The sequence below is a fragment of the Sphingomonas sp. P3_C6 genome (assembly GCF_056402595.1).
This window is the reverse complement of record NZ_JBFUHB010000022.1, coordinates 61,639-77,916: the sequence shown is the minus strand read 5'-3', so window position 1 is coordinate 77,916 and position 16,278 is coordinate 61,639. Positions and strand designations below refer to the sequence as shown.

The 16,278-nt window shown below is 63.6% G+C and carries 14 protein-coding genes and 1 pseudogene; 6 read left to right on the top strand and 9 right to left on the bottom strand.

Annotated features, from left to right (window positions below; all coding sequences use genetic code 11):
* Together AC1DT7_RS18250 and AC1DT7_RS18245 are read right to left on the bottom strand one after the other, a co-directional pair.
* Positions 1 to 325, bottom strand: a pseudogene (locus AC1DT7_RS18250) (transposase); the annotation flags it as partial.
* A 307-nt stretch (positions 326 to 632) separates the two neighbouring features.
* Positions 633 to 1,244: an OmpH/Skp family outer membrane protein gene (locus AC1DT7_RS18245; RefSeq protein WP_478037565.1), complete on the bottom strand. Its 612-nt coding sequence runs from the start codon at positions 1,242 to 1,244 to the stop codon at positions 633 to 635.
* A gap of 459 nt (positions 1,245 to 1,703) precedes the next feature.
* Here AC1DT7_RS18245 and AC1DT7_RS18240 point away from each other — a divergent pair, with 459 nt between their 5' ends.
* From AC1DT7_RS18240 to AC1DT7_RS18225, 4 genes are all read left to right on the top strand, one after another.
* Complete coding sequence (locus AC1DT7_RS18240) at positions 1,704 to 2,522, top strand: ABC transporter permease (RefSeq protein WP_478037563.1); 819 nt, start codon at positions 1,704 to 1,706, stop codon at positions 2,520 to 2,522.
* A 45-nt stretch (positions 2,523 to 2,567) separates the two neighbouring features.
* On the top strand, positions 2,568 to 3,797 hold the full coding sequence (locus AC1DT7_RS18235; RefSeq protein ID WP_478037562.1) for a KpsE/RkpR family capsule polysaccharide export protein: 1,230 nt from the start codon (positions 2,568 to 2,570) through the stop codon (positions 3,795 to 3,797).
* Entirely contained in the window at positions 3,787 to 6,189 is a 2,403-nt protein-coding gene (locus tag AC1DT7_RS18230; RefSeq protein WP_478037561.1) for a glycosyltransferase family 4 protein, read from the top strand. Before AC1DT7_RS18235 ends, AC1DT7_RS18230 begins: the two co-directional genes overlap by 11 nt.
* A 75-nt stretch (positions 6,190 to 6,264) precedes the next feature.
* Positions 6,265 to 7,491 carry a class I SAM-dependent methyltransferase gene (locus AC1DT7_RS18225; RefSeq protein WP_478037560.1) on the top strand — a complete coding sequence of 409 codons (1,227 nt, stop codon included), beginning with the start codon at positions 6,265 to 6,267 and terminating at the stop codon, positions 7,489 to 7,491.
* 36 nt (positions 7,492 to 7,527) lie between these two features.
* On the opposite strand, the gene AC1DT7_RS18220 is transcribed toward AC1DT7_RS18225, so the two are convergent.
* From AC1DT7_RS18220 to AC1DT7_RS18195, 6 genes are all read right to left on the bottom strand, one after another.
* Positions 7,528 to 8,514, bottom strand: coding sequence for an FkbM family methyltransferase (locus AC1DT7_RS18220; protein WP_478037559.1), 987 nt, complete (start codon positions 8,512 to 8,514; stop codon positions 7,528 to 7,530).
* A gap of 65 nt (positions 8,515 to 8,579) precedes the next feature.
* Positions 8,580 to 9,320 (bottom strand): class I SAM-dependent methyltransferase, encoded by a 741-nt coding sequence (locus AC1DT7_RS18215; RefSeq protein ID WP_478037558.1) that lies wholly within the window; start codon positions 9,318 to 9,320, stop codon positions 8,580 to 8,582.
* A 2-nt stretch (positions 9,321 to 9,322) separates the two neighbouring features.
* Entirely contained in the window at positions 9,323 to 10,354 is a 1,032-nt protein-coding gene (locus AC1DT7_RS18210) for a methyltransferase domain-containing protein (RefSeq protein WP_478037556.1), read from the bottom strand.
* A gap of 101 nt (positions 10,355 to 10,455) precedes the next feature.
* The gene (locus tag AC1DT7_RS18205) at positions 10,456 to 11,601 is read right to left on the bottom strand and encodes a polysaccharide biosynthesis/export family protein (RefSeq protein ID WP_478037555.1); all 1,146 of its coding nucleotides are present in this window, start codon (positions 11,599 to 11,601) and stop codon (positions 10,456 to 10,458) included.
* Positions 11,598 to 12,989, bottom strand: a complete 1,392-nt coding sequence (locus AC1DT7_RS18200) for a glycosyltransferase family 4 protein (RefSeq protein WP_478037554.1) — start codon at positions 12,987 to 12,989, stop codon at positions 11,598 to 11,600. The genes AC1DT7_RS18205 and AC1DT7_RS18200 overlap by 4 nt, the downstream gene beginning before the upstream one ends.
* Positions 12,986 to 14,251 carry a glycosyltransferase family 4 protein gene (locus AC1DT7_RS18195; RefSeq protein ID WP_478037553.1) on the bottom strand — a complete coding sequence of 422 codons (1,266 nt, stop codon included), beginning with the start codon at positions 14,249 to 14,251 and terminating at the stop codon, positions 12,986 to 12,988. The genes AC1DT7_RS18200 and AC1DT7_RS18195 overlap by 4 nt, the downstream gene beginning before the upstream one ends.
* A gap of 86 nt (positions 14,252 to 14,337) precedes the next feature.
* Here AC1DT7_RS18195 and AC1DT7_RS18190 point away from each other — a divergent pair, with 86 nt between their 5' ends.
* Positions 14,338 to 15,000: an ABC transporter ATP-binding protein gene (locus tag AC1DT7_RS18190; protein WP_478037551.1), complete on the top strand. Its 663-nt coding sequence runs from the start codon at positions 14,338 to 14,340 to the stop codon at positions 14,998 to 15,000.
* 255 nt (positions 15,001 to 15,255) lie between these two features.
* Positions 15,256 to 15,849, top strand: coding sequence for a hypothetical protein (locus AC1DT7_RS18185; protein WP_478037550.1), 594 nt, complete (start codon positions 15,256 to 15,258; stop codon positions 15,847 to 15,849).
* 23 nt (positions 15,850 to 15,872) lie between these two features.
* Here AC1DT7_RS18185 and AC1DT7_RS18180 read toward each other — a convergent pair whose 3' ends face one another.
* On the bottom strand, positions 15,873 to 16,256 hold the full coding sequence (locus tag AC1DT7_RS18180; RefSeq protein ID WP_478037548.1) for a helix-turn-helix domain-containing protein: 384 nt from the start codon (positions 16,254 to 16,256) through the stop codon (positions 15,873 to 15,875).
* Positions 16,257 to 16,278: the final 22 nt, after the last annotated feature.

Below are 16,278 nucleotides of genomic sequence, written 5' to 3'. Positions count from 1 at the left end.
CAGATCCCCCGGTGCTTCGCGATGAAGGCGAACCTCATATCGAGTCCTTCGCGAAGTAGGCCGCCGCTTTTTTTAGGATGTCGCGCTCCGCCTTCATCCGAGCCAACTCGCGGCGCAGCCGCTCAATCTCAAGCTGCTCTGGCCTCATGTTGCCGTGGCCGGGAAACGCCGATCCAGGGTCGCCTTCCGCTTCGCGGATCCACTTGCGCAGCACGTTCGCATGCACATCCAGATCGCGCGCTGCCTGCGMTGCCGAAACGCCMCGCTCCAATACCAGCYTCACCGCCTCGAGCTTGAACTCCCGGCTGAACTTCCGTCGTTGCATCGTCACCCTCCGGTTCCAAAAACACCTTATCTCGGTGTCCACGAAACCGGGTGCAGCTCAGATACAAGCCCGCCTCCAATAACTCAGCAACTCATAGATGTGGCGCTTCGGACGGGTGGGTGATCGGTCACAGGATTCGAGAATTGGGCGGTCGGTTGCTGTGAGTCCACATCGCGACGGGGATTTTAGATCAGTGGATAGGGGGGAGAAGGACGTGAGCGCGGGGGACGCGTGGCGACAGCCAAGCGCCCTCCGTTCGCGGGTATCGTCAGGCCCTACGGCCCGACACGCATCGGGCCGCTTCGTGTCAGCGCGGCGCCGCAGGCATCGGTGCAGCGGGCAGGGTCTCGCGATTGAAGGTGATGGTCGAGACCTTCGCATCTAGCGCCTGGGTGACGGCCAAGGTCAGGTCATTGGTCATGTTGCCGCCGATCACCGAGGTGCGGTCGACGAGCATGCCGCAATTGCGCTGTTTGTAGACCTGAGCGACCACCGGCTGGAGTTCGGTCGAAATCCGTTCGAGCGCCCTGGCGCGTGTTGCGTCGATCTCCCCGCTCCGCTGCCGTGCCTTGACCTCGATCGGCTGGAGCCGCGCCTGCAAGGCCTGCTGGCGCGATTGGCGCTGCTCGGTCGTAAGCTTCGCTTCCTCGGCATTGAAAGCCTGGATATCGGTGTCGACCGGCTTCCGCTCGGCATCGATCTCCCTCTGCGCTTCCTCCGTAAGGGTCTGGAGCCGTGTCGCAGCAGCCTTTGCCACCCTGGCATTGGCAAGCACCGCCTGACGCGAGAGCAGGCACAGGCCCGGAATGACCGGACCGCCCAGCCCTTGGGCGGCGGGCGCTGCCGATGGCGTCGCGGTCTGGCCATGAGCGGTACCGACCACGGACATGGCGGCAACCAAGATTAGGAAACGTCGCATGCTGATATCCCTATCAAGAAGCAGGTTCGGCGCGGCCGGAATCCGTCACGGACTGGCTGCCATCCGATCACCCCTCGATAGGGCATCGCGTTGCTCACCGGCTGGTGGAATCCCTAGCGATTTCATCATTGATCGGTGCAGTCACCGTATCCCGGGCTTGCATCCATATCTCCCGCGCCGATTTATCGGCAGGACTAGGGATTCCACCAGTGGGTGCCGCGAACTGTTCAGCGATAGCTGGTTTCGGGCACGATGCTCGAGACACCGGGTGGATATGTCAGGCACAAGCGCTTTCCGGATCGGCCCAGCTACGGATGCCGGCCTCCCTGGTCAGACGATTCCAGCGCCGCGCCTTGCCAGGAACGACGCCAGGGGAAAGTCATCATGGCGTGCTCCCTCTTGGGGAACATGTCCGCCCTGCGTCGAAGCCGGAGTCTCCGCCCTTAAAAAGGCTCCTACATGTTGACCGGTGCGACGCGCCGGCAGTTTTCGCGCACAGTGGACGGTTTCGATGCCCAGCGGCATGTGATCGGCGCACTTATCCTGCGCGAACTCCATACCCGCTATGGCCGCGACAACATCGGCTATCTCTGGATGCTCACCGAGCCGATGATACTGGCAGGTGCCGTGGCGCTGATCCATGTCGGTTCGGAAGGAACCGGCAACATCCATGGCTCGGACGTGCGCGCGGTCCCGTTCGCGCTCATCGGCTATTGCGTCTTCATCGTCTTCCGTTCGATCGTCGCGCGGTCCGAGACGGCACTCGAGTCGAACAAGACCCTCCTGTTCCACCGAATGGTGACGATCTTCGACATCCTGCTCTCGCGCGCGCTGCTCGAATTCCTCTCGACGGTCGCGGCCCTCGCCATCCTTTTGTCCGGCGCCATCGCCCTCGGCCTCGCGGCGCCGCCTGCCCGGCCGCTTGTTTTGCTCGCCGGCATCCTGCTCTTCACCTGGTTTTCCTTCGCCATCTCGATGAGCATCTGCGCGGCGACCCATTTCAGTCACGCCGTCGCGAAGATTATTCATCCGGCCGTCTATATCGCGATGCCCCTGTCCGGGGCATTCTTCCTGCTGGCCTGGATACCAGAGCCCTATCGTTCCTGGATCGCCTGGTCGCCGAGCGTCCAGATCTTCGAGATGGTCCATATGGGTCAGTTCGCCAGCATCGAGGATGCGCAGTTTAATACGGTCTACATACTTGGCTGGTGCTTCGGCCTGACCCTGATCGGGCTTACCGCGCTGCGCATCCTCCGCCGCCATGTGCACCTGAGCTGAGCGGACATGCATGCTCTCAGCCAGCCGAATCCGGGAGAAGAATCCGTGGCCAGCCTGCCTGACAGCGCGCCCGGCGATCCGCCCGAGCAGGCCACGCCCCCGCCATTTCTCGAAGTGGCACGCGCCGGGGTGGCGGGCTTGCCCCCGCCTGCCCCGCAGGATGTCGACGATGATGACGAAGACGAAGTGCGGCGGGGCTGGAGAAGGTTTCTTCCGTTGCTGCTGTTCGTCCTGCTCCCGACATTGCTGGTGGCGGGTTTCGAATATCTGGTGGCGGCGAACCAGTATGAGTCCGAGGCCAGGTTCATCGTCCGCGCCCCCCAGGCTGCGCCGAGCGCGAGCAGCCTGGGGCAAATGCTGGGGATCGCCAACCCGACGACACCGGCAGACGCGCACGGCGTCAGTGAATATCTCGTGTCTCACGATGCGATCGATGCCCTTGGGCGGCAAAACCTGACCGACATCTTTCGGCGCCCCGAAGCGGATTTTGCGACACGACTCTGGTTCGCCAACCCCCAGCCCGAAACGCTGCTCAACTATTATCTCGGCAAGGTCAGGATCACCGCCGCCTCCGAAACTGGCATCACGACGTTACGGGTAAAGGCTTTCCGACCGAACGACGCGAAGATGCTTGCTCAAAGCCTGCTCAACCTCGGCGAGCGGCGTGTGAACAGCCTCAATCAGCGGATGCTGACCGACGGGCTCGCCGCCGCGGAGCGCCAGGTCCGCGACGCGGAAGCAGAGGTGGAAGCGGCGGAAGTAGCGCTGACCAGCTTCAGACAGTCGAGCCGCGACATCGATCCGGATCGCAGCAGCGCCGCACAGATCGATGTGGCCGCCGCCCTTGAGCAGCAGGCCGCGGCCGCCCGCGCCAGCTTCCAGACGATGGCGGCGAAGATACCGCCTTCGGCACCGCAATATGGCGTCATGGAGCGGCAGCTTCGGGCGTTGGAGGGACAGGTTTCCGCGGCCCGCGCCCGCCTCGCCGGTTCCGCGCGATCGATCGCGCCCAGCCTTGGCGAATTTGAGAAGCTCAAGGTCAGACAGGATTTTGCCGCGAAGCGCTTCCAGGCGGCCGCTACAAGCTATCAATCCGCGCGCGAGCAACTGCTCAAGCAGCAATTGTTCATCGTTTCGGTCGTCGAACCGAACCTTCCGGGCAAGGCTCTGTATCCCGAACGCCTGGTGATCGTGGCCACGGTGTTCTGCGGCCTGCTCCTCGCCTTCGCGATCGGCTGGCTCATCCTCGCCGGAGTGCGCGAACATGCGGCTTGACGCTCTCGCTCGCGGTCTCGCGCTGCTGCCGGCAGTGAAGACAAAACGATCGAGCGGCGTGAGCGTCACCGGCGCCGTCTACCGACACATCGCGGCAGGCAATGCGGCGCGCGACCGTTATGCCTGGTCGGACGCGGCGACAGCCTATGGGGCGGCCCTAGAACGGGCGCCGGAGCTTTTCCACATCTGGATCCAGCGTGGCCATGCCCTGAAGGAAGCCGGCGACCTGCCCGGCGCCGTCGCCAATTACGAAAGGGCGCAAGAACTTCGTCCGGAAAGCGCCGATCCTCATCTGCATCTCGGGCACGCTGCCAAGCTGCGCGGCGATATCGCGACGGCCACCCGGCACTATTTCGATGCAGCACGAAACGTGCCGCCCGCGACTGACGCGATCGCGGAATTGCGGGCCCTGACCATGAAAGGCGCAAAGATCGACATGCACGAGCTCAGGTCCCTGTTTGGGGAACCGCGGGGAGCGACCGCCCCGCGGGAGCGGCCCGCATTCGAAAAGGTCGGGATCGTGGAGCGTCGGCCCGAACCTCCACACACCGACAAGGCGGATACACGACCCTGTGTGGTGTTCGACGTCTCCGACCTGATCGCCTATTTCAACCATTCCCGCACGCCGAGCGGAATTCAGCGCGTCCAGCTCGAGACCCTGCAGGCAGCGCTGGACGACGCTACGGGCGACGTACGCATCTGTGCCGTTCACGAAATCAGGGAGGAATGGATCGAGATCCCGCCCGTTCAGTTCCTCGATCTATGCCGGCTCAATCGTTCCGGCGGGGAGGCGGACTGGTCGCTCGCCTTCACTGAGCTGACCGTCCTGATGAACGTCGCGCCGCCCTTCGTCTTCCCGCGCGGCGCATCGCTGGTCAATCTCGGCACATCCTGGTGGATTGCGAACTATTTCATGTACGTGCGCAGGGCGAAGCAGGAAGCTGGCATTCGCTATATCCCCTTCATCCATGACCTGATCCCGCTGGTCCGGTCCGACCTCTGTCCCCCGCTGCTGGTGCGCGACTTCACGACATGGATCGTCAGCGTCTTCGATCATGCCGATTTCTATCTGGTCAACTCGCAGTCGACCATGAACGACCTCGCAAAGGTCGGCGCTTATCTGGGTCGTCCTATCGAAAGCAGTCGGATCGAGGTGGTTCGACTGGATGCCGTCCCCGGAAAAAGTCCAGCCCCAGGCGATATTGCGACGCCGCGCCCTATTGGACTGCCCCGCGGATCCTATGTTCTGTTCGTCTCGACGATAGAACCGCGCAAGAACCACCTCCTCGCCTTCGAGGCGTGGTCGAAGCTGCTCGATCGCTATGGTGCCAGGAGACTGCCAAAGCTCGTCTGCGTAGGCAATTCTGGCTGGATGAACGAACCGATCCACGATCATCTGAAAGCCCGCCCCGATCTGCAGGCGAAGGTCCAAATCCTCTCCAACGTGTCCGATGAATATCTCGACCAGCTTTACGAAAATTGCCTCTTCACGCTCTATCCGAGCAACTATGAAGGCTGGGGTCTTCCGGTTACCGAGTCCCTGTCGCACGGCAAGGTTCCGCTCTGTTCCAGAATCTCCTCGATTCCCGAGGCCGGCGGAGATTTCGCGGACTATTTCAGCCTAGAATCGCGAGCCGAGCTCATCGAAAGTATAGGGCGGCTCGTTTTCGATGCCGAGTACCGGCGCTCACGCGAGCGACATATCACGGGCAGGTTCAGCCCGCGATCATGGGACGACATCGCAGGCCAAATCCTGGGCAGCGTATCCCGGTGGGCGAACGCCGATACTGACATCTCGGTCGAGACACCGATCGCGGAGCCCGGGCGATATTACTCGCTTAGCCGCCACCTCGCCCCGCGCCTGTGGCCGGGCTTGCGCTCGACCGACGGTTTCCGGTCCGGATTCAACTGGTGGGGCCGTGACCCATGGGGATGCTGGACCAAGCCGGGCGGCGGGACGTTGCGTTTCACCGTACCCGACGCGACCAAGCCGCACCGCCTCTATCTCGACCTGTTGGGCATGCCCCATATCGCCTGCGAACTGCGCATAGACGCGAACGGTCGCGAAGGGCTCGAAGAGGCCCTTTTCGAGCCCAATGAGCGCCGGTGGCTCTCAGTCGAGCTTCCCGGCCTCACCGCACCCGATCAGCCGATGACGGTCGATCTCCAATGCACGACCTTCGAAGATCTCACAAAAACTGTCGGAAGCGAGACTCGGATGATCGCCATCGGCGTGCGCGGCTTCTATTTATGCGAGGCAGGGAATGTGGCCGCGCGGATGGCCCTTATGGAAGCCATTACCCTCTCCACGATCGACAGCCTGTCCGCCAATCGCCCGCCTGCCGACTTCATGTCGCTCCAGACCTATATGGAGGGCGGCGCCCTTGTCTGACAGGCTACCGGACGGTCGGATCCCCCCCGATCCCGCCGACACATGCCCCGAAATGCTTTTCAGCGGAGCTTCCAGATGACGGCTTTCGGTCCGGCCGACCTCGACATCTTCGTGTCCCGGGTCGATGCGCTGGGCGGCCCCGGTTTTCCCGGCGTCGACGAGTATTGGCGGGATTTCACCTACGCGCCCCAGACGCCGGTCGACACTGGCCTCGACCCCTTCGGCAGTGCATATTTCGCGCAACAGATCGCGCTCTACCATGAAATCGCCGGTCGCGGGCTCGACCAGAACGTCAACGAATATACGGTGTTCGACCACGTCCCGCACCTAATGTCCCGCAACCCCTATAATCATGGCGAGCCCGGCGTCCTTGCCACCCAGCTCGTACAGCTCGCAACGGCACTGCGCCTCGCAAATCCCCGCCGCGGCGCGCGCATGGTCGATATGGGATGCGGCTGGGGCCTGTCGTCGGAACTGGCCTCCTATGTCGGACTGGAGGTGGAGGCGGTCGATATCAACCCCGATTTCGTGGCGCTGGTCAGCGAGCGATCGGAGCGATATCGATACGACATAAAGACCGTCCACGCCGCGTTCGACGACTATGTTTCGGACGCGCCTATCGACCTGATCCTGTTCTACGAATGCCTGCACCACGCGGTCGAGCCCTGGGCGCTCGTTCAGCGGCTGGGACCCATGCTTGCCGCCGGTGGCAAGATCGTTGCCTGTGGCGAACCGATCAACAGTTTCTGGTGGCCCTATTGGGGACTGAGACTCGACCCGATGTCAGTCTATTGCATCCGCAAACATGGCTGGTTCGAGAGCGGCTGGTCGCATGATTTCATCGTCGCCTGCATGGATCGGGCACTGCTCAACACCAGGGTCGTCACCGATCCCGACCCGGCCATCGGACAGTTCATCATCGCGGCCGCCGACACGCTGCTGACGCCCGACTGGATGCTGCGGAACTGCGAGATCGCCGGAATGATTGTCGACGGGGACTATCTCGTGGCCGGCGAAGAGGCGCAGATCACTTTCCGTACACCGATTGACCGGGGAAGAGCGCAACTGGTAATTCATAACTTCAGAGGCCGGCCCGTCGAAGCCAGCCTGTGCTGGAGCGGCAGCGCAAGGAAGACGCTCTCGATCGGGCCGGGAGAAACCCGGTTGCCGATCGAAGCCGATGCGGCGGACGCCATACTCTCGATCACCTCCGAGACCTGGATTCCCGCCGAGGAGATCGGCAATCTCGACACGCGGCGCCTCGCGTTTCAGATTAGCGGCATCGCGGTCGAGCGCGACTAGCGACGCCTCGCCCCGGGCCATCCGACGCCGTCGCGCTCAGGCCGCCGGACGGAGGCAGAGATCGATATGTGTGCCGCCGTCGGTGTCGCGATGCTCCGCCCATGCGACTTCAATGCGAGCAACCGGATCGTCGCCCAAGACCGTTTCGCGCGCCTTGTTGCGATGCAGGATCTCGAACCGATATCCCAGCTCCTGGAAGAGCCCAAGAAGCTGCGCTCCAGGCACGCCTGACCATTGACTCTGGAACACAGGAGAATATTCCAGGAAAACGATCGGGCGATCATGCCTGAGCATAGTGATCGCGCCCATCGACGCGCGATATTCCATGCCTTCGATATCCATCTTCAGAAGATCGACCTTGCCGATCGCGGAATGCAGCAGGTCGAACGGCATGATCGGCACGATATCGTGGCTTTGCTGGTCAGTACGTTTAGTGTCGCGGTCGCGGTCGATCACGTTGTTGTTACTCATGCCCTGGCGCGGCAGGCGCGCGAAGCCGAGATAGTCGGAGACGCCAAGTGGAAGAAGATGGACGTTGCCCAAACCGTTGAGAACGATGCTCTGCGCCAGCAGGCCGCAATTCAGCGAGCTGACCTCGATTGCGTAGACCGAGCCGCCCGGCAGCACCGCGCGGGCCGCCGGCAAGGTCAGCGCGCCAATGCTGGCGCCGACATCGACCACTGTCATGCCAGGTTTGCAGAGACTGAGAAAATACGGGATCACCCAGTTCTCATATCCCTCGGGCGCGTTGAGCTCGGTCGTCCAGCTTCTGGGCAGCAGGAACTTGCAGCCGAACGCCTCTATGACCGTCTGATCGGCGAACGCCTCTTTCGAACCCGACCGTATCTTGAACTCGGCCGAGTTGACGAAGGCGAGCGCAAGCCCCCGCTCATCGACCTGTCCCGATGCAAGGAGGTTCGTATGCAGGTCGCAGCCCACCGGATCCGCTGGGCGACCGAGCAGGGATCGATAGAACAGGTCCACGACCGCACGCGCATTTTCTATCGGCATCGGAGTTGCCATGGGAGTTTCCTTAGGAAGCCGGCCGCACGGCAAGTGCCGTGCATCAAAGAGTTGCGGGAATCTTGCTAGCTGACCTTGCGCCCGTACACGCGGAAGGCGTGGTGGCCGTCGTGATCGAAATGCTCAAGGCTCAGGCCTTCGAGCCCGGCATCGACGAAGATCTGCAGCACGCGCGTCATGTCGTAGTCGTACATGCGCATTCTGCCCGTCGGCATGACGTCGGTCGCGACAATAACCTCCAAATGCCGCCCGTCGAAACGCGAATAGCGCACGTCCTCGAGCGAGGGCTGGAGATGGTCGTTGGTGCGATAGGCCGTCAGATGGATCGACGCCACGCCGCCGGGCCGGAGGCGATCGAGCAATTGCCGCAGCAACGGAAAGCCGCGCTCGGGCATGATGTGCTGGAATACCAGGAAGCTGTTCACCCAGTCGGCCCGCTCGGCCAGGAGGCAGCCCTCGGCGAACTTCACATTCGCTACCCCGCGCAGTTCGCAATTCACCGCGGCCTCGGCAAGCATGCCGCGCGAGATATCGATACCCGTGACCCGATCGGCCATTTTCGCCATGGCCAGGGCCAGCCGCCCTACCCCGCAGCCAAAGTCTATCGCGTGGGTCGCGTGGAAGCCCTCTCCATATAGCCGGCGGATATGGTCGAGCGCGGCTCTCATGTCCTGTTCGCCGCTCGCGAAGAACTGGTCGCGAACATCGGCGGTCAGATTCTCCCGCAGATAATCGGCCGAGGAAAGGACACCGAAATAGGGTTCGGCGTCGCCGATCGCTGCCCAGTCGGAATCGGTACTGCGCATCGTCAAATCCTCATATGGTGGATGGCGGCACCGACACGGCCGCCATTTTGTGATTGTGGATCCCTGCCACCCTGTTTCCGGGCGAAGAATGTATAGGAAAAACCCATCGGCCCCAGCCGGTGATCAGGTGTGACCTCGATCAGCACCAGGCCGTGTTTTGCCAGAAGTTGGTGGACGGACGATTGGGGCAGCGCATGGATTTCGCCTGACCTGTCGGATGCCGGAGCCGCCGCCAGATAGGCGTCCGTGGCATAATGATACTCGTAGATATGGCAGGGCAGCTGGAAATGGGCATATCCGCCGGGCTCGACCAGAGCGAGACACCGATCGAGCAGTACCTCCATCACGGGAGGCGGCGCATGCTGCAGGAGCATGACGGAATGGAAGATGTCGCACCGCGTGCCCGAGCCGGCATCGAGAAAATCCCGCAGCGCCAGCAGCTCGCAACCGTTGAGACTATCCGAATCAATCGCACCCTGTGCACGTTCGAGCGCGGCCTTGCCGACCTCCACGCCGACAAAGCGGCCAAGCCGGTCAGTCACCGCTGCAGCGAGGAAACCGACATCGCATCCCAGCGCCAGCACCGATGCGCCGGGATCGAGCGAGATGCCGTTACGCCGTGCGACGGCGAACACACGATCGAGTTCCTCGGCGCCGATCTCAAAACGCCTGGCCCGGTTCCATTTCGCGCTTCGTTCGTCGAACAGCCGCGGGTCACGAAAAAGCTGGTCATAAGCGACGCCACGGCCGTCCCGCTCCCATCTCGCTACTGTCCGCAGCAGGAGATCGGCACGCTGCTCTTCACTGGCATCAAGGCAGATGCTGGCGGGATCGTACATGTCAGCGATCATCCCAGATGCACGATGAATTCTGCGCCGCACCGCCTCGGTGGAGGCCGCAAATCGCCGGATCAGCTCCCAAAGCGTCGACGCATTCGCCATCTGCATGACGGCGATGCTCGCATTCTCGACCTCGCGTTCGAGGAACAGGCTATAGCATTGCGCAACATCATTGAGCGTGGGCGGCCGATCCATGACAGATTAACCCGCGCACGCGGACCGAATGGCCGCAGGCCGGTTCGGCGCATTCGGAACAAAGGCATGGTGCGCTCGCGCCCGGCGGGACGTCATACCCGTCACTGGCTGAGCACCTTGGCCGTATAGAAGGGCGAGAAGAACAGGCTGAGCACCTGAATCGCCTTGGTCGGAATATTCGCGCCGGCGTTCGCCACGTAGATCACGTCGCGCGGATGCATCTCGAAGCGCTGGGCGAGGAAATAGCTCTCCGGCCGGCGCATGTTCAGGCGATAGGCAACCGGGCGCGCTCCGGAAGCCGGGGCGCCGTCATATTCCGCCGGCTCATAGCGAAAGACATAGATCGCCGCGGGGTCGGCCCGCTCGTCGGTGGGGCCGCCGCCACGTCCGATCGCCTCGATGAGGGAGACGCGGGGACTCTGGAACGGAATCTCCGAAACCTTGCCCGAAGCGCCCAGGACAGTGAAAGTGCGGGGCCGGAAGGTGATCGACACGCGATCCTGCGGCAGGAGCTGGAGATCGTCCCCCCCGCCTGGCTCTATGGCGCTCAGAGGCGCTTCGGCCGACTGGTCGGCGCGATTGACCTTCACGATGCTGTCGAGGCCGGGATTGGATGAGCCGCCGGCAATCGCGATCGCGTCGAGCACTCTTTCCCGCGCAAGCGTGAGCGGGATCCGTCCCGGCTTCTTCACATCGCCTTGGACGATCACGGTATTGTTCACATTCTCGCGAATGCTGACCATGACCTGCGGATTCTCGGACGAGCGGTGATAGACCTGGGTCAGTTCCTCGGCGAGGTCGTCCGGCGTCTTGCCACGGGCATCGATCCTGCCCGTCCAGGGCAAGGTGATCCGGCCATCCCGGCCTACCGTGACCGGCGGCAGATTCTCGCCCGATCCCGTCGCCGGCGTGAATCCCATCGATGCCGCCCGCGATCCGAACAGGGTCGACCCGACCTCATAGACGGAGATCTGCAGCACATCACCGGGGCCGATCGTGTCGACCTCGCCGGGCAGCGCAAGCGTGGCAAGCCGGCCGCGACCGGTGGACGGCACCGCCGTGATCCGTGCCAGCGCGCCTTCGTCCACATCGACGATGTCGAACGCATCGAGTTGCTTCTGCGCACGATTGATATCGCCCGCGGTCGGTCCGCTGGACGGGAGGGTCGCGCATCCGCCCATCAGCAGCGACGGCGCGATCACGATCAGGACACGCAGGGCATGGCTCGGTCTGGCGCGGAACGTCACATCGATTCTCCGGTGATGGCGATCTTCGGGTCGGCCGGCCTGCGCGAGCGCATCGTCGGGACGGGCCGGGCCATCAGACGCAGATGAAGGGCATGGATGCGCGCCTGATAGTGCGCCATCGTGAAATCCCGGGCGCGGCGCTCGCCGGCCGCAGCCAGGGCCGCGCGTAGGCCATCGTCTCTGTCCAACTCGATCAGGGCGGTACGGATCGCGACGATGTCATAGGGGTCGACGAGACGACCCGCATCGCCGAGGATTTCGGGCAGCGCCCCCTCGGTGCCGGCGATAACCGGTACACCCGCCGCCATCGCCTCGAGCACGGGCAACCCGAACCCCTCGTACAGCGACGGGAAGACCACCGCCCGTGCGCCACGGACAAGCAGATCGAGATGGTCGGTCGGCAGATAGCCAAGGCGCCTGATTCGTTCCCTCACGCCAGCCGGCGCGCCATGGGGAGCGGTGAGCAGCCGCAATTCTTCCTGCGCGCACCACGCATCGGGACCGGCGATCACCAGGGGGGTGTCGATAGCGGCGCCCAGATACGCCTCGATCAGGCGACCAACATTCTTCTTGGGCTCGATGGCGCCGAAGAAGAGGAAATATCCCTGCGGCGCGAGATCGAAGATCGCGCTCAGGCTCCTGCGATCGTCCGCGGCGGCCGGGACGGGAGCACGCCGTTCAGGCAATGCCTGATAGCTGTTGGTCACTTTTTCCGGAGCAACCGGCAGGTAAGCGAGAATATCGCGGCGGGATATCTCGGAGACTGTCAGGATATGGGCGCTTTCTGCGACGCAGGCATGCAGCAGACGCTCGTGATACCTTTTGTCCTCAAGGCTGAGATAGGGAAGACGGAGCGGTACCAGGTCGTGGATCGTGTAGACGTTCCGGCTGCCGACCATCCGGACCGGTACGGGATAGGTCCAGTGCATGATCGCAGGCGGATCAGGGACCCGCACCGGCAGAAGCCTGCCATAACGCCGCAGATAGCGCGCGCCCAGATAGAAGAGCCGGTCGAGGGTGAACAGGCGGTCGAACGCAGGCACCCGGTCCGCGATGCCTCTGCGGATCACGCGACCGCCCATCGGGACCTCTACGAGCTGCCGTGTTGCGGGGCTGAGCATCAGCCGCCGAAGATGGCCGACTGGGCTCCGGCGTGTCGGGGCCTCAGCGCCCGACCGCCCTTCCGCGAGCGCGGCAAAGAACAGGGTTTCGCGTTGTTCCGGCGCGGAGTTCGGCGCGACATTCAGGCCATAGACAAGATCGACACGACGCCCCAGCCCCGAACAGGCTTGGGCAAGTGTGCGGGCGTAGGTCGCCACCCCGGTGCCATGCGGCATGGCGAGGTTGAAGCCGTCGATGCCGATCCGACCAGGCTGCGGGTCTGTCATCGCAGGTCGCCGTCGATGGTCGGCTCTTTGGCCAGGGCATCGGCATAGAGCGCGCGCAACCGGCGTTCATAAAGGTCGATCGCGAAGAGACGCCCACGCTCGAAACCCGAGGCACGCAGGCGCGCGCACAGGGCATCGTCATGGCAGAGCCGGGTGATCGCCCGCGCCATCGCATCCAGATCGAGGGGATCGACGAGCAACGCCGCATCGCCGGCAACCTCGACGGTGGCCCCCCTGTTCGAGGTGAGAACCGGGCACCCCAACGTCATCGCCTCGGCCACCGGCAGGCCAAATCCTTCGGCAAGGGACGGGAAGAGCAGCGCCCGTGCCCGACGCATCATGCCGATAAGATTTGCCCGAGGCATCCAGGGCAGCCGGATGACGCCGGGGAAAGTCCGCAGATCGGCTTCCAGCCGCTCCTCGCCCGCGACCGAGGGACCGACGATCGCCAATGGAAGCCGGGCACCGCTGAGGGCGTGCGCCCGGGCGATACGGCCCAGATTCTTTCTCCGCTCGACGCGGCCGCAAAAAAAGAAATAGCGCCCGGACTGCAGAACCTGGGGAAGCGGCGGGTCCGACTGGAGCGGCATCTCGATCGCTTGCAGCGTATTGGTGACCCTGTCCGCCGGAACATTCAGGCGATCGATCACGAGGTCCCGGACCGTCTCGGATACGGTGACCAGGCGATGCGCCTTACGCACGATCCGTTGCAGGATCGCGGCGTGGCGCGGCTGCGGAATCGGGGTGAGATCCGGATCCGTGAGCGGGATCAGATCATGGATCGTATAGAGATTTCGTGCGCCCACCACATGGAGCGGAACGGGGTAGGTCCAGTGCATCACCTCCGGCGGCCGGTCGAAGGCGACGGGCAGCAAGCGGCCATGCAGGTTGAAGAATATCTGTGCTTCGCGGAAAATGTCCCGCGCGACCCATTGTACCGGCGCCTCTTCGAGCTGTCGATGCGCGACGGCCGCCCGGGTCGATGTCTGCGCCGCCGCTATCCAGCGGGCAACGCGCGAGCGCTGCGGCCCGCCTTGCCCGCGACCATCGTCGAGGACCACCGATACCGCCCCCGCCCCCGCCAGGCAGCCGGCGAGCACACGCGCATATGTCGCGACGCCGGTTCCGGCGACATCGCACAGCATCCGGCTGTCCAGGCACACCTGGACCGGCGCACCATCATTGAGCAACTCGACGCGCCGGACGAAATTCGAATCGTAGAGCTGGCGTATCCGCTCGCTGTTGGAAAGGACCCCCGTCATGCAAGGTTGCGTCCGACATGCGTAAATCCGGCTTGACGACCCGTGCTGTGCACCGACAATGCGCGGCGGCTGCAAGGATTCGCACGATGATCCGGTTCAAGAGCGTCTCGATGACCTATCACGCGCGGAACCTGCGCAAGACGGTGCTCCGGAAAGCGGGTTTCACGATCGGCCATGGCGAAGCGATCGGCATTTGCGGCGCCAATGGCGCGGGCAAATCGACGCTGCTGCGGCTGATCGCCGGTGTGGAGATGCCCACGGCAGGACGGATCGACCGCAGAATGTCCGTTTCCTGGCCGATCGGTTATACGAGCGCGTTCCAGGCGAGCCTCACCGGTGCCGACAACGCCCGGTTCATCGCGCGGATCTACCGACGCCCGATCGACCCGATGCTCGATTTCGTGGAAAGCTTCGCCCAATTGGGCCCCTATTTTCGTCAGCCCGTCAAAACCTATTCCGCCGGCATGCAGGCGCGCCTGGCCTTCGCCGTCAGCCTCGCAATCGATTTCGAATGCTATCTGGTCGATGAGGTCACCGGCGCCGGGGACGAACGCTTCCGCGAGCGTTGCCACATCGCCCTGACCGAGCGCCGCCAGAGGAGCACCCTGATCATGGTGTCGCATGATCCGGCTACGCTGCTGACCTATTGCGACAGGGGGGCGGTGCTGAAGGACGGTCGGCTGACCTTCTACGATACGATCAACGAGGCCCTCGAAGTCCATCATTGGCAGCAGCTCCAGGCCGCCTGAAGCACCGGTCGCGGCCGCCCGACAGGCGGGCGCGCCTTAAAGCTGGGGATCGAGAGACGGGCGCGTCCGGTCGTACACCGATGAATGGCTTGAACCACCTGTCCGCTTCCCCGCCCGATACCGCCTGGGCCAACGGCTTGTTCACACCGCGCCGGAAGCACGAGCGTGCCCGCTGGCCGGCGACTCGGATGTATTCGAATCCAAGCGGGCTTCCGCTAGGTGTTTCCACAGCGCCCGGAAAAATGGCCCAGGCCGATGTCGGGCAATCCGGTTCTGGCCAATTTTGGAACGCGTCGCCTGTCGTCCATCCATCAGCCCGTGTATCGGGAACGCAAACTGGATTACCGTCAGCTATGGATGTACCCTGGCAGCCCATTGATGGATGACGAGGAGGAGACCGGTCCCTTCCTCTGCGCTGTTGCGGCTGCGTCGGTGAATGATGCGATCCTGCTGCTCGATGGCATGCAATGTGAGGCTGATCCCCTTCTTCGGCGCGCGCTCGGCATCCTCGTCGCGCTCGCCGCCGCCGGCACGGATGACGGACAGGTGCTCACACCCGCGCTTTCGGCATCGGCCATCGATCTGCTGGTGCAGCAACGGCTGCACGAAACCGAAATGCAGCAGGCGAACGATGCCTCGTCGCGCCTTAACAAGCGGCAGGCTCATGCCCCGGCGGCCAAATTCGATCCCAAACTTCAACGCGCCATCATGCTGATGATCGAGGCGGTGTCGCTGCTGGACCAGATCGACGATCCGGTCCCGGTCACCCATCTGCAATTGGCGATCGACCGGGCGATTGGCGCCGGAAGCGACCTGATCGGCCTATCGACCGGCCGACAGCCCAACTGACGGCACCCCGACGCGCTTCGCTATCAGCGCGTGACGGGAACCGCCGCCGGAATGTCCGCCACCGGCAGACCGGCCCGCTGCCTGCGCCGCCACCGACCCGGGGGTGTTCCCATGACGCGCGAGAAGGACGTGATGAAGTGGCTCTCATCGAAATAGCCGCATTCCGACGCGATCTCCGCCAGGCTGAGTTCGCCGTCCCGCAACAGCCCGAGCGACTTGCTGATCCGCTCCCGCTGATACCAGCGACCGGGCGCCACGCCGACGGAGTTCCTGAACGCCTTCGAAAAATGCGTTGCCGATATGCTGAGCCTGGCGGCAATGTCGGGGACGCACAGGCCCGTCTTGAGCTGCAGCGACATCACGTCCAGCGCGAGTTTCACCTGCCATGGCGCCAACCGTGCGCCCATATATCCGCGACGGGATTCCTGA

Excerpts from the sequence above, each read along its gene's own strand:
- AC1DT7_RS18245 (WP_478037565.1), bottom strand. The coding sequence starts at position 1,244 with ATGCGACGTTTCCTAATCTTGGTTGCCGCCATGTCCGTGGTCGGTACC.
- AC1DT7_RS18240 (WP_478037563.1), top strand. The coding sequence starts at position 1,704 with ATGTTGACCGGTGCGACGCGCCGGCAGTTTTCGCGCACAGTGGACGGT.
- AC1DT7_RS18230 (WP_478037561.1), top strand. The coding sequence starts at position 3,787 with ATGCGGCTTGACGCTCTCGCTCGCGGTCTCGCGCTGCTGCCGGCAGTG.
- AC1DT7_RS18225 (WP_478037560.1), top strand. The coding sequence starts at position 6,265 with ATGACGGCTTTCGGTCCGGCCGACCTCGACATCTTCGTGTCCCGGGTC.
- AC1DT7_RS18220 (WP_478037559.1), bottom strand. The coding sequence starts at position 8,514 with ATGGCAACTCCGATGCCGATAGAAAATGCGCGTGCGGTCGTGGACCTG.
- AC1DT7_RS18215 (WP_478037558.1), bottom strand. The coding sequence starts at position 9,320 with ATGCGCAGTACCGATTCCGACTGGGCAGCGATCGGCGACGCCGAACCC.
- AC1DT7_RS18210 (WP_478037556.1), bottom strand. The coding sequence starts at position 10,354 with ATGGATCGGCCGCCCACGCTCAATGATGTTGCGCAATGCTATAGCCTG.
- AC1DT7_RS18200 (WP_478037554.1), bottom strand. The coding sequence starts at position 12,989 with ATGACAGACCCGCAGCCTGGTCGGATCGGCATCGACGGCTTCAACCTC.
- AC1DT7_RS18195 (WP_478037553.1), bottom strand. The coding sequence starts at position 14,251 with ATGACGGGGGTCCTTTCCAACAGCGAGCGGATACGCCAGCTCTACGAT.
- AC1DT7_RS18190 (WP_478037551.1), top strand. The coding sequence starts at position 14,338 with ATGATCCGGTTCAAGAGCGTCTCGATGACCTATCACGCGCGGAACCTG.
- AC1DT7_RS18185 (WP_478037550.1), top strand. The coding sequence starts at position 15,256 with ATGTCGGGCAATCCGGTTCTGGCCAATTTTGGAACGCGTCGCCTGTCG.
- AC1DT7_RS18180 (WP_478037548.1), bottom strand. The coding sequence starts at position 16,256 with ATGGGCGCACGGTTGGCGCCATGGCAGGTGAAACTCGCGCTGGACGTG.